The sequence below is a fragment of the Exiguobacterium acetylicum DSM 20416 genome (genome assembly GCF_000702605.1).
Lineage (GTDB): Bacteria > Bacillota > Bacilli > Exiguobacteriales > Exiguobacteriaceae > Exiguobacterium_A > Exiguobacterium_A acetylicum.
Genome location: NZ_JNIR01000001.1, coordinates 2,636,699 through 2,649,356, shown reverse-complemented (window position 1 = coordinate 2,649,356; position 12,658 = coordinate 2,636,699). Strand labels below are relative to the sequence as shown.

14 protein-coding genes are annotated in these 12,658 nt (G+C 47.2%); 8 read left to right on the top strand and 6 right to left on the bottom strand.

The window, feature by feature from the left end; translation table 11 throughout:
• Positions 1-76 precede the first annotated feature (76 nt).
• Positions 77-397 (bottom strand): heme oxygenase, encoded by a 321-nt coding sequence (locus tag P401_RS0114005; RefSeq protein WP_023469797.1) that lies wholly within the window; start codon positions 395-397, stop codon positions 77-79.
• 89 nt (positions 398-486) lie between these two features.
• Between P401_RS0114005 and P401_RS0114000 the strand changes: the two genes are divergently transcribed.
• The 5 genes from P401_RS0114000 (at position 487) to P401_RS0113980 (ending at position 5,541) form a co-directional block, all read left to right on the top strand.
• Positions 487-1,146 carry an SAM-dependent methyltransferase gene (locus tag P401_RS0114000; RefSeq protein WP_051656321.1) on the top strand — a complete coding sequence of 220 codons (660 nt, stop codon included), beginning with the start codon at positions 487-489 and terminating at the stop codon, positions 1,144-1,146.
• 12 nt (positions 1,147-1,158) lie between these two features.
• A complete protein-coding gene (locus P401_RS0113995) occupies positions 1,159-2,040 on the top strand; it encodes an ABC transporter ATP-binding protein (protein ID WP_029342976.1) in 882 nt (293 codons plus the stop codon).
• The gene (locus P401_RS0113990; RefSeq protein WP_029342975.1) at positions 2,037-2,843 is read left to right on the top strand and encodes an ABC transporter permease subunit; all 807 of its coding nucleotides are present in this window, start codon (positions 2,037-2,039) and stop codon (positions 2,841-2,843) included. Before P401_RS0113995 ends, P401_RS0113990 begins: the two co-directional genes overlap by 4 nt.
• 124 nt (positions 2,844-2,967) lie before the next feature.
• On the top strand, positions 2,968-4,041 hold the full coding sequence (rlmN, locus tag P401_RS0113985; protein WP_023469793.1) for a dual-specificity RNA methyltransferase RlmN: 1,074 nt from the start codon (positions 2,968-2,970) through the stop codon (positions 4,039-4,041).
• Between the two features lie 63 nt (positions 4,042-4,104).
• A complete protein-coding gene (locus tag P401_RS0113980; protein WP_029342974.1) occupies positions 4,105-5,541 on the top strand; it encodes a DEAD/DEAH box helicase in 1,437 nt (478 codons plus the stop codon).
• 21 nt (positions 5,542-5,562) lie between these two features.
• Here P401_RS0113980 and P401_RS0113975 read toward each other — a convergent pair whose 3' ends face one another.
• The 5 genes from P401_RS0113975 to P401_RS0113955 form a co-directional block, all read right to left on the bottom strand.
• Positions 5,563-6,879 (bottom strand): NAD(P)/FAD-dependent oxidoreductase, encoded by a 1,317-nt coding sequence (locus P401_RS0113975; protein WP_029342973.1) that lies wholly within the window; start codon positions 6,877-6,879, stop codon positions 5,563-5,565.
• Positions 6,880-6,955: 76 nt separating this feature from the next.
• On the bottom strand, positions 6,956-7,591 hold the full coding sequence (locus P401_RS0113970; protein WP_029342972.1) for a nitroreductase family protein: 636 nt from the start codon (positions 7,589-7,591) through the stop codon (positions 6,956-6,958).
• 50 nt (positions 7,592-7,641) lie between these two features.
• A complete protein-coding gene (locus P401_RS0113965; RefSeq protein ID WP_029342971.1) occupies positions 7,642-8,277 on the bottom strand; it encodes a nitroreductase family protein in 636 nt (211 codons plus the stop codon).
• Between the two features lies 1 nt (position 8,278).
• Entirely contained in the window at positions 8,279-8,734 is a 456-nt protein-coding gene (locus tag P401_RS0113960) for a MarR family winged helix-turn-helix transcriptional regulator (RefSeq protein ID WP_029342970.1), read from the bottom strand.
• A gap of 154 nt (positions 8,735-8,888) precedes the next feature.
• On the bottom strand, positions 8,889-9,554 hold the full coding sequence (locus P401_RS0113955; protein WP_029342969.1) for a YczE/YyaS/YitT family protein: 666 nt from the start codon (positions 9,552-9,554) through the stop codon (positions 8,889-8,891).
• 151 nt (positions 9,555-9,705) lie between these two features.
• Here P401_RS0113955 and P401_RS0113950 point away from each other — a divergent pair, with 151 nt between their 5' ends.
• The 3 genes from P401_RS0113950 to P401_RS0113940 all read left to right on the top strand — a co-directional run bounded on the left by P401_RS0113950 (position 9,706) and on the right by P401_RS0113940 (position 12,546).
• The gene (locus P401_RS0113950; RefSeq protein ID WP_029342968.1) at positions 9,706-10,491 is read left to right on the top strand and encodes a DUF817 domain-containing protein; all 786 of its coding nucleotides are present in this window, start codon (positions 9,706-9,708) and stop codon (positions 10,489-10,491) included.
• A gap of 87 nt (positions 10,492-10,578) precedes the next feature.
• The gene (locus P401_RS0113945; RefSeq protein WP_029342967.1) at positions 10,579-11,844 is read left to right on the top strand and encodes a DUF2325 domain-containing protein; all 1,266 of its coding nucleotides are present in this window, start codon (positions 10,579-10,581) and stop codon (positions 11,842-11,844) included.
• A gap of 63 nt (positions 11,845-11,907) precedes the next feature.
• On the top strand, positions 11,908-12,546 hold the full coding sequence (locus P401_RS0113940; RefSeq protein WP_029342966.1) for a DUF975 family protein: 639 nt from the start codon (positions 11,908-11,910) through the stop codon (positions 12,544-12,546).
• Positions 12,547-12,658: the final 112 nt, after the last annotated feature.

Here is a 12,658-nt window from a genome sequence, read left to right as displayed (position 1 = left end):
TTTGAGACAATTCAACCCTTTCACTATTTGTGTATAGGTATATAAAAAAGGACTCAAGACGAGTCCTTTTAGTAAATCATGCGCGTTCTTTGACCGAGGCAACTTCATAGGTCAGAATCTCGCTGCCGAGCATTGGCGATTCTCCTGCCTCACTACTCGCAGGTCGACTATGTGACGCTTTGAAATCGTCACTCTCCCGCCATGCTTGAAAACTCTTCATGTCTTCCCAGTACATGTTGACGTTCATCTCATCATGTTCTTCGATGTTTTGCGTCAATAAGACCTCGACGCGGATGAATCCGTCCATCGTATCAAGTCCACTTGGACGCGTAAAACGAGGAGCGAGAGCTGCAGCCATCCCTTTTTTGACTTTAATCCGGTTCGTAACGACGATCATCATGAAATCCCCTTTCAAAAAACGAGTAACGTACTTCTTCAGTATAGTACGATGAAGGCAAGAATGCCGGAAAGAAGGAACAAACGACAATGAATGAACAGGAATATGATCAACGATTACGAATCGAGACCATTGAGATGCAACACCTTTACGGTGTGTTTAGTCACTACAATCGATATGAACCAACGCCTTATGCGGCACTAGACGAATTATGCGAAACGTATCTGTTTCAAAAACAGGACACTGTCATTGATTTCGGGTGTGGGAAAGGGCGTTTGAACTTTTACTTACACGACCGATTCGATTGTTCCGTCATCGGAATCGAGATGAACGGACAATTTTATGAGGACGCGCTCCAGAATATGGTGAACTATCAAAGTCGACGGAAGCGACGTTCCGGAAGTGTACGATTTGAACAAGCGTATGCCGAGCAATACGTCATTCCGGAGGATGCGAACAAGTTTTATTTCTTTAATCCATTCTCTTCTCAAATTTTCATGAAAGTAGTCGATCACATCTTAAGTTCGGTCGAGCGGTCCTCGCGCTCGGTTGATCTCATCTTGTATTACCCGACCGATGAATACCGGGAATATTTAGAGCGACATACCGTATTCGAGCAAGTCGATGAGATTCGATTACGAGACCTCTATGAAAAAAATCATGACGAGCGGTTCGTCATCTATCGCTTTGATCCGAACAAACTGCTTCAAAACGGGTATGAATACAGTGATGAGAAAAATAGGGGATGAGGAGGTCGGATGATGATCCGTTTGGAGCATGTCACGAAAGAGTTTGCACCGGGGCGTGGGATATTTGATGTCAGTTTTACAGTTGATCCGGGTACGATATTCGGTTTCATCGGACCAAACGGATCTGGAAAATCAACGACACTCCGACATTTGATGGGACTACTGGCTGCGGACGATGGAAAGGCGACGATCGGTGGTTTTGATTGCTGGAAGCAAAGTAAAGAAGTGAAGCAATTGGTCGGTTATTTGCCGGGAGAAATTAGTTTGCCTGGAGACATGACGGGAGCAGACATGCTGGATTTGATGCAACGACTACACCGTAGCGATCCGGCACGGCGACAACTGTTGTTGAAACGCTTTCCCTTTGAGACGAAGACAAAAATCCGTAAGATGTCAAAAGGGATGAAACAAAAACTGGCACTTGTCGGTTGCTTTATGAAGGACGCACCCGTCTATCTCCTTGATGAGCCGACCAGTGGACTGGATCCTTTGATGCAGGAGCGTTTTTTAGAGTGGATCGAACAGGAGAAGCATGCTGGAAAAGCGATTCTGATGAGTTCACACCACTTTCCGGAGATGGAAAAATCGTGCGATCGAGCGGCTTTAATCAAAGCAGGGCGCATCATCGTCGAATCGGATATTCATGAGTTGGTTCGATCGAGTCGAAAGACATACACGATCGTCTTCCGAACGGAGGTGGAGGCGGCACAGTTCGCGATGCAAGTCGGTGTTGAATCGAAGCGGCTGGAAGTCAGTTTTCAAACGGACGAGACACTGAGCTTAAATCAGGCGATCGCTTATTTGACCCAGTATGATGTACGGCTGATTCGTCCGTCAGCAGATGATTTAGAACAGGTCTTCTTGCATTATTATGGAGAGGAGGAATCGTCGTGATAGTGCTGATCCGCTCTTTATTCAAGCAGGTCAGAAAGCCCGTGCTTGCTTACGCGATTGGAACGAGTCTCTACTTATTGATGCTTGCGTTGCTTTATCCATCGATGATGAAGACCGGTTTGCTAGAAGCGAAGCTAGAAGCGTTACCTCCGGAGGTCTTAAAAGCATTTCAATACGATAAGGTGACAGGATTCGATAATGTACTGGATCTGCTCGGTGGGAACTATTATGGACTGATTTTTCAAGTCATTGCGAGTCTATTCCTGCTCTCATTAGCAGCGCGCCTCGTTGCGCGACCGATCGACAACGGAGAGCTGATCGTCTATCTCGCAGCCCCGATCACACGGAATGCGTATACGTTTGCTGTCGCGATCGTCATGGGTATCGCAAGTATGGTTCTCGTAGGACTGAATGGACTTGTCTTGATGGTGGCTGACTGGTGGATGACAGATATTTCAATCAATGACGTCATCTTATGGCGGATTCAACTCAATGCGCTATTGTTACTCTTGGCGATCGGTGCCTTTACGTTATTCGTTGCGACGTTATTTGATGAAGAACGTCGTGCTTTTTCGCTTGCTGGTAGTGTACTGGTTCTATCGATCGTCTTGACGATTCTGTCGGAACTAAGTGACAAGACTGAGTGGCTCCGTTATCTATCCGTCTTCTCCTTATTCAACACGACGCAACTATTAGAAGGAACCGATCATTTTCTTCTTCACTCCATTCTTTTACTCATCCTCTGTCTCGTGTTCTTGACCGGGGCATTTGTTCAATTCGGGCGTCGGAGTCTGTCGATTTGATCGAAAGTGGCGTAAAAACTTTACAGAAAGTGAACATTTAGGATTTGAACGTTGCGTCACGCGCTGATTTTTACTAAGATAAAGGAATGTTGTAGTTCTGGAAAAAGAAATGAGGTCTTTCGAAATGAATAAACCATCCATTTATGGATTAACGCTTGAGCAGATGACAGAATGGTTATCGAATCAAGGGCACAAACCATTCCGTGCCAAACAAGTATGGGACTGGCTCTACCGTAAACGTGTCACGACTTTCGCGGAAATGACGAATGTCAACAAGGATTGCCTTGAGTTGTTAGATCAGAGTTTTACGATTGACTCGATGACAGAAGCGGTCAAGCAAGAATCAGCAGACGGAACAATCAAGTTCCTTTTCAAATTATATGATGGCAACTTGATTGAAACGGTTCTGATGCGTCATAAGTACGGTCTTTCTGTCTGTGTTACGACGCAGGTTGGCTGTAACATCGGCTGTAGCTTCTGTGCAAGTGGTCTCATCAAGAAGAGCCGTGACTTGTCAGCAGGCGAAATCGTCGAGCAGATCATGAACGTCCAGCATCACCTCGATGCCGTCGGTAACGAAGAACGTGTCAGCCACGTCGTCGTCATGGGTATCGGTGAACCGTTCGATAACTTCGACAACATGGTCGACTTCTTGAACGTCATCAAGGACCACAATGGTCTTGCGATCGGCGCGCGTCACATCACGGTTTCAACAAGTGGTTTGGCAGACAAGATCTACAAGTTTGCTGACTTGAAACTCCAAGTCAACTTAGCGATCTCACTTCACGCACCAAACAATGAATTGCGTACGCAAATCATGAAAATCAACCGGGCGATCCCGCTTGAGAAATTGATGCCAGCGATCGATTATTACGTTCAAACGACGAACCGTAAAATCACGATCGAGTACATCTTGCTTCGTGGCGTCAACGACCAAAAAGAACATGCAGTCGAACTCGCAAAACTGTTCGAAGACAAACGTCACCTGACGTATGTCAACTTGATTCCGTACAACCCAGTCGATGAGCACGGTCAATATCAGCGCAGTACGTCTGAAGATATCACGACGTTCTACGATACGTTGAAAAAGAACGGCTTGAACTGTGGTGTTCGTCTCGAGCACGGAACAGACATCGATGCGGCATGTGGTCAATTACGTAGTAAGCAAATCAAAAAAGATAAAGTAGCATCCAAATAATTCGTTGGGCTTCTCATCGTTTCGGTGGGAAGCTTTTTTTACGATAAGAAATGAGGACATTCTATGACACGTACACGATTCAATGATTTTAACTTAAGCACACCGATTCTCGATTCAATCGAGCAACTCGGCTACACGACACCAACCGAAGTTCAACAATCCGTCATTCCGGTCGTACTATCTGGAAAAGATGTCATCGTCAAATCACGGACGGGGAGCGGAAAGACGGCATCGTTTGCGATCCCACTGTGTGAACTCGTCGAGTGGGAAGAAAATAAACCACAAGTTTTAGTCTTGACGCCAACACGTGAGCTGGCTTTGCAGGTCAAAGAAGACATCATGAACATCGGTCGTTATAAGCGGATCAAAGCGACTGCCGTCTTCGGCAAGCAACCGTTCCGCGGGCAAGTCACGGAGCTCAAGCAAAAGACACACGTCGTCGTCGGTACACCGGGTCGCGTACGCGATCATATCGAGCGGGGCACGTTATCGCTTGAGAAAGTCCGTTACGTCGTCTTAGATGAAGCGGATGAAATGCTGAATATGGGCTTCTTAGATCAAGTCGATGCCATCTTGTCCGAGTTACCAAAAGAGCGGATGACACTATTGTTCTCTGCGACCTTCCCAGAAGACATCGAACAGTTGAGTGACCGTTACATGGAGGCACCAAAACGGATCGAAGCGGGTGAAACCGTCGTCTCAACGATTATGCATAGTTATATTCCGGTGACGGATAAGACGAAGTTCGCCATTTTAAAAGATGTCCTGGTCGCTGAAAACCCGGATCGTTGCATGATCTTCTGTCGGACGAAAGAACACGTTGATTTCGTCGCGAATGGTCTACGCGCACATGACTATCCGGTTGAAGCGATCCATGGTGGGATGGAACAAGACGATCGACTTGATGCGATGAAAGCCTTCCGTGCCGGGAAGTTCCGAATTCTCGTCGCAACAGACGTCGCAGCACGCGGCATCGATATTGAAAACATCACGCATGTCATCCAGTATGATCTCCCTGTCGAACGGGAAAGTTACGTGCACCGGACCGGTCGGACGGGACGTGCAGGAGCAGCAGGACAAGCGATCAGTCTCGTCACGCCGGCAGACGAACGTCGTCTCAAGGAAATCGAGCAGTATCACGGGAAGCTGACTCGTCGCCAAGCACCGACAGAAAAGGACTTGATGCGGACAGCGGATGCGTTCGAAGAGAAGATGGCGACGGAAGATACGCGTTCTTCGAAAACGGAGCAGCTTGATGCGGACATCATGAAATTGTTCTTTAACGGCGGGAAAAAGAAAAAACTCCGTGCCGTCGACTTCGTTGGAACGATCGCGAAGATTGAAGGCGTCACAGCAGACGACATCGGCATCATCTCGATTCAGGATACGTTGACGTATGTCGATATCCTCAACGGGAAAGGTCCGCTTGTCCTCCGGGCGATGAAGACGACGAAGGTCAAAGGGAAACAATTGAAAGTGTACGAAGCATTCAAGAAATAAGACAAGCCGGTCGTTCTCCGCTTAGGCGAAGAGGGACCGGCTGTTTTGTGTCAAGGCATGTCCGAGATGAATTCCGCTTGCGGCTGCTTGGGCAAGCGAGTGCGTTGCACCGGAACAATCCCCGATTGCATAGACACGGGGACATGTCGTCTCAAACGTTTCTGACGTCTCAAGCATAGGTGCGTAAAACTTACCATCTAATCCGTAAAGTAACGTATCTTCCGGAAGTTCCGTCTCAAGGAGTCGCTCAAGACGCTCCAAAAAACCGTCTAAGACGAGCAGGTCTTCCGCAGGCACTTCCACGTGTAAATCTCCAGGGGAAGCAACTAGCGAAGGGATGATTCCGTTATGAAGCAATTGATCCGTTGTCGTCGCTTGCGATTTTCGAAAATCACCGAGTCGTTGAACGAGAATGCGATCCTGTCCTTGATTGATTCCTCCGATAATGCACGTGGCATACGCATTCGCTTTCGCTAGTGTCGAAAAATAACGCGGGAGAAATAGTGTAAAGTTCAGATTTGTCGAACCGTCTGCCGACTCGTGGACATTTTGACCATCCGGCATGACGAGTCCTTCTTGATATTTGCGGATGATCCGTCCGCGCGGATTCATGCAATAGGTGACGGCTTGACCGTAAGGCGAGTCGTAACCGAGCTTCGTCTCGAACGTCTCCTGTAACAATGTCCGAAATAGTACTTCATCCGTCTCAATCCGCACCCCGAGATCAAGTCGAGTCCGCTGTGGGGTGACACCAAGCGTCGCTAATTGGTGCAACGTAAAGTCCGCACCAGAACGACCCGTCGCGAACACGATTCGTTGACTGACGAAAATCTCGTCCGCTGTTTTGATCGCAAACGGCTCCGATTTCGTAATTTGCTCGATCGTCGTTTCGAACCGGACATCGAGACGTGGTAATAAGGCGTCTTCAAACGCTGTGAAGACGGCAGCGGTTCGTGCCGTGCCTAAATGACGGACGGTCGTCTCGACCGTGTGCAGACCGGCGCGACGGGCACGAGACGCTACAGTAGGGGAATGCGTCGAGTATGTCTCGACTGTACCTCCACCATATGTACATAAGAGATCATCGACTTCTTGGAACAGTCGTCGTGTTGTCTCTTCACCGATTTTTGAGACGAGTTCGCCGCCGAATCCCGTCGCATAATTGAACTTTCCTTCTGATTTGCCAAGCCCTGCGAATCCAAGATACGCATCTTCTGTCGTTCGTTCACGGATTGGTTTTCCGGCGTCAATCAATAAGACGCGTTGCCCATCTTCAACAAGCTGATGGGCGAGGAAAATTCCTGCCACACCGGCTCCGATAATCGTCACATCATACATCACTGACAGCTCCTTTTCTTTGAGTATACAAAAAAGCCGGATTCCTATGAAAGGAATCCGGACTAGGTGATATCGCTTATTTCCACTCTGCGATGTCAGCGATTGGTAGACGAACCGATGGGTATCCTGCGTCCACTGCTTTACCGATTGAAAGCAACATGACTGGGAGATAACGCTCTTTTTCAAGACCGAATGCTTCTGCGATTTGGTCTTTCTCGTAACCACCGATTGGGTTTGTATCGTAACCGTGTGCACGAGCAACGAGCATCAATTGCATCGAAACGAGACCTGAGTCGATCAAGATGCTATCACGTAATGTTTCAACGTCTTCTGGACGGTAGAAACCTTTGATAGCTGGTACTTGGCGATCACGTACTTCTTGTGGCATAAGCCCTTTTTCAACAGCCATGTCGTAGATTGTCTCGATGCTGTCGACCGCGTTCATGTCACCGAAGACGGCGATGACAGCAGAAGATGTCTCGACTTGAACTTGGTTGAATTTCGCGAGTGGTGCGAGTTTCGCTTTACCTTCTTCGCTATCGATGACGAGGAAACGCCATGGTTGCATGTTAACTGAAGATGGAGCAAGTGTTGCTTCTTCAAGGATTTGTGTCATTTCTTCTTTTGAAATTTTTACGTTTGTGTCGTAGTTGCGAATCGAGCGGCGTCCTTTGACGATTTCCATGAAGTCCGTTGTTGTTTGAGTAGTCATAATTATTCAATCTCCCTTGTGTGTTTTCTCTTTTTTATAGTGTGAAAAACTTATTTCCAGTCTGCGATATCGTTGATTGGTAGGCGAACCGATGGATATCCAGCGTCGACTGCTTTACCGATCGATAGCAACATGACCGGTACATAGCGCTCTTTTTCAAGACCGAATGCTTCCGCGATTTGATCTTTCTCGTAACCACCGATTGGGTTTGTATCATAACCGTGTGCACGAGCGACTAGCATCAATTGCATCGAGACGAGACCCGAGTCGATCAAGATGCTGTCTTTCAAATCGTTCGCCGATACACTGCTGTACATCCCTTGGATCGCTGGTACTTGGCGATCGCGTACTTCTTGTGGCATGAGTCCTTTTGCAACAGCTGTATCGTAGATGTTCTCGAGTTGATCAACAGCGTTCATGTCGCCGAAGACGGCGATGACAGCAGAAGATGTCTCGACTTGAACTTGGTTGAATTTCGCGAGTGGTGCAAGTGTTGCTTTACCTTCTTCGCTATCGATGACGAGGAAACGCCATGGTTGCATGTTGACGGAAGAAGGTGCGAGTGTTGCTTCTTCAAGGATTTGTGTCATTTCTTCTTTTGAGATCTTCACGTCTGTATCGTAGTTACGAATCGAACGGCGTCCTTTGACGATTTCCATGAAGTCTGTTTGAGTTTGCGTTGCCATATTAAATCGACTCCTCTTTTAATTTAGGTAATGTGTCGGCGTTCGCTTCGATGCGTTGAATCATCTCAGCTAACGTCCGTTGTTCTTCAGCGGAGAATCCTTCGAGTAAGTTCTCGAGGAACTCATCTTTTTGTTCGCGTAATCGTGCGATGCGCGTCGCCCCTTGTTCCGTTAAGGAAACAAGAATCACCCGATTGTCAGCGGCTGAACGCTCACGAGCAATCATCCCGGTCGATTCTAGGTGTTTGAGGTGACGGGTCACCGCCGCGTGATCGACATTGACGCGTTTTTGCAATTCTTTTTGACTGATCGTTTGATCGACTTGTAGTTGAGCAAGTAGATCCATTCGCGTCTGACTGAAACCATCCGTACAGAGATCGAATTTTTGAGCAATCGTCTTATTGACGGAGACGAGTGCATAGATCAAACGTCCTTTTTCGTTGCAGGAAATACTCAATCCATCACATCCTTCCCTTCGTTCGAAGAAACCTTTGACGTATCAAAGATTGATATGTAAACGAATATAACGTGTTTATTTTGGTGACGCAACTTATCTGCTTCTGACATAAAAAAAGATATCATTCACGCAGAATGATATCGAGTCAGGCGACTTAACTAATTTGGCGTTCAGACGCTGAAAGTCCTTTTGCATCAATCGCTGCAATGATCCGGCGGAAATAGAACAACCAAAATTGCAGGAACGGTCCGATTAAGAAAATCGAGAGGACCGTACCGAAGAAAACAGGTCCCCCAAGCAACCAGCCAATGCCGCATGCCGTAACTTCCATGATCGTCCGCATCAGACGAATCGACGTTCCAAAGCGCTCTGCAAGTGTCAATGTCAACCCATCGCGTGGACCGGCCCCGTATCCGACAGCGACATACAGACCAGCGCCCATTCCAATGATAAAGATGCCGAAAATCAGCCAGAGTGTATTCAACCAGATCGATTCAAAAGACGGTAAGAGATGAGAACCAAGAACAAGATTCATGAAGACACCGACGAAAATCGCGTTGACGAGCGTTCCGATTTGCGGTGTGACACGGTCTAACGCGTATTTAACGAACACGAGTAAGAGACCAACAAGCAAGATGATCGTTCCGACGGATAGTGGTGTCTTCTTTTGAAGACCGAGATGCAACACGTCCCACGTCGAGACACCGAGTTCAGCCGTGATCATCATCGATGAGCCAAGAGCGAGTAAAAATAAACCGAGTAGGAAGAGTCCCCACTTTAACGTAGCGCGTAACAACCAGGAAGCGCGATGACGCGTCATGTCTGGCACCTCATTTCTTAAAAATAATTGATTCGTTAACTGTATCATGAGGAAAGTGGAAGAAGAAAGACGAAATTTTCCGTTTTTTCCATCTTAAGAAGGAGGGGAAGGTCAAAAGAGAAACGTATACTGAAGAAAAAGGAGGGATAGAATGAAAGCGATCCGGCACCTGATTCGTTTTACATATATAGAAGCCGTCTGTTGCGTCTTTCCCGTGATGATTTTCGCAGCGCTTGCTCTTTCACGTTATCTTCCTACTGAACCGGTTGCTCGATACGATCTCCTGTTGCTCTGGTGTATTCTCGTCCAAATCGTCTTACTCGTCACGCGTTATGAAACGATGGAAGAATTCAAACTGATCTTATTGTTTCACGTCATCGGTCTAGCACTTGAACTGTTCAAGGTGAACGTCGGGTCTTGGAGTTATCCGGAAGACGCTTTGACGAAAGTGGCTGGTGTTCCCTTATATGCAGGATTCATGTATGCAAGCGTCGCGAGCTATGTCTGCCAGGCGTTTCGGCGATTTCAATTACGATTCATAGCATTTCCTCCCCCGTGGCTTGCGATTAGCGTCGGCAGTCTCGTCTATCTCAACTTCTTCACCCACCACTGGATCTTCGATGCACGCTGGCTATTGATGGTCCTCGTCGTCCTTGTCTTCTATAAGTCTTGGGTTCATTTTACGATCGAGCAGACGATCTACCGGATGCCGCTCGTCCTGTCCTTTTTACTGATCGCCTTTTTCATTTGGATTGCAGAGAATATCGTGACGTTCTTTAAAGGCTGGGTCTATCCGCATCAAGAAGGAGGCTGGGCAGTCGTTGATCTTGGAAAATTGTCTTCTTGGTTCCTGCTTGTGATCATCACGGTTTTAATTGTCATCGTTGCAAAATATAAGCGTCAGGATCCGGCTGTGGAAATTCAGCAACGTACCTAAATAAAAAAACAACCCGGTTATTTTTTTGAACTACTTCCACGTTTTTTCGTTGCTATAGTGAAAAAAACGCAAAGGAAGTGGTTACGGATGATGCAACAGGTGTTGGAACGAGCAACTGAATTGGTACAGATGAAATTAGCAGTCGTGGAGCGGTATGAAGATTGGCAACTCTGGCTCGACGAAGTGAACGGAATCGATGAATGGGTCAAGATGTCAGCGTATTATGCACCGCGCGATGTTCAAGAAACACTAGTCATCGACGAAGTGAAACGAGAGAAGCAGACCGTCGTAATGCCACCACAAGTACCGATCGAGCCAGTACGCAAGCAACGTTATGCCTATACGTTTCAGCGGGGATTAAAAGGCGGTACTTTACTAGAGTGGTCCGGCAGTCATATTTCAGAACGAGACGTCCGCGATTGGAATCTCGAGCACGGCATGGAAGTTCGGGTCCGTGTCGATCATCAGGATGATCAAAAAACGATGTGCCGTGTTGAAGCCGTCGTCTCGACGGAGCGAATGAGAGAAAATCCGGAACGTGTCGTGTTTGAACAAGCCATCGTCAAGGCACATGGAATCATTGAGGAAACGGTGAATGGTCCACTGCAAGATGAGTCGGACAGACCGTTTTATTATGTCGTACCAGTAGAAGACATGCGCTATTTCCGACTAGAAGCAGGACAACTCGTCGATCTCGCCATGTGGCGCGGACGGAAAGATACACTAACGATTGCTTGGAAACATCCGTTCACGTATGAAGAGCCGATCGTCAACACATCATCAAACCGTCCATCTGAGGTCAAGCAACCGGTAGTGAAGACGCCTGTGACAACGAAAAAGTCAAATCGGTATGCACGAAAAATGAAACGACAAACGGTTCCGAAGGCTAAAAAAGTGCAGCGGCGCATTCGTGTTCAAAAAGAGCGAAAGATCGAACCAATCGTGACGACAGCTGTACCTGGACAATTGATGGATTTCGTCGATAAGACACCGCTTGATTTCACGCGCTTCACAGGTATGCGCCTCGTCATCGTTGGAAACGAACAACAAACGGCTGTTTATCGTGAGTTCTTTGCGCCAACAGGAATCGAATTGATTCATCTCGCAGGAGACGCACAGTCTGCGAAAAAGATTGCTTGTCTCTCCAAAAAGACGGATGCCATCGTCGTCGTGACGAGCCGTGTCTCTCATGCGGCGAGTGCACATGTCATTGCACAGGCGAAAAAACATGGTATTCCGTTCGCGATGGAACGCCTCGACGGTCGACGATCGCTATATACAGCGTGTGAACGACAACTTGAGCGTGCTTGGCTCAACCAGCAACGAGACGGGAAATTATTGAAAAAAGAGTGAAACATTAGAAGAATTCGACCGTAAAGTAAGGTGAGAACTTATTTTTCAAGGAGGACCTTACTCATGTCATCTCAATTAAAAAAAGCAGCGAAGGAGTCGCTCAGCGGTCGTTGGGGATTTGCAGTCCTAGCATTCCTGCTGTTTAGTATCATTCAGGGTGTTCCTAACTTATTTGGATCGGATATCGATGAGCCGTCAAATAGCATGGATCTCGTCGTAATGTTAATATCGATTTTACTGATTCCATTAGGAGTCGGTTGGACATGGATTGCCATGTCGATTGCTCGTGGAGAAGAAGCGAAAGTGACAGGTCTATTTGAGCCATACGGGATGTTCCTGAAAGTGGTCGGGCTCGCAATCGTTCAATTCATTTTCATTGCACTTTGGACGTTGCTCTTGATCATTCCAGGGATCATCAAATCGTTCTCTTACTTGTTGACGTTCTACATCCTTCGGGATGAACCATCGATTGGTATCCTCGAGGCAATCACACGCTCGCGTCAACTCATGGACGGTCATAAGATGGAAGCATTCTTACTCTTCCTATCATTCATTGGTTGGGCATTACTCGTGATCGTTACTCTTGGTCTTGCTATCCTGTGGGTCGGACCATACTTCAGCGTCACACTAGCCAAGTTCTATGATCGTGTTCGTGGTGAACAAGCACCAGAGCAGACATCAGATTTCGTCGCACCATATTAATACCGGATCCCGACACTACGTCGGGATTTTTTTATGCTCGAAATAATTCCGATTGGAAAAGACGGTTTAATGGTTGCTTTAGTTCAGTGAATTTTGTACGATGAATGCAACA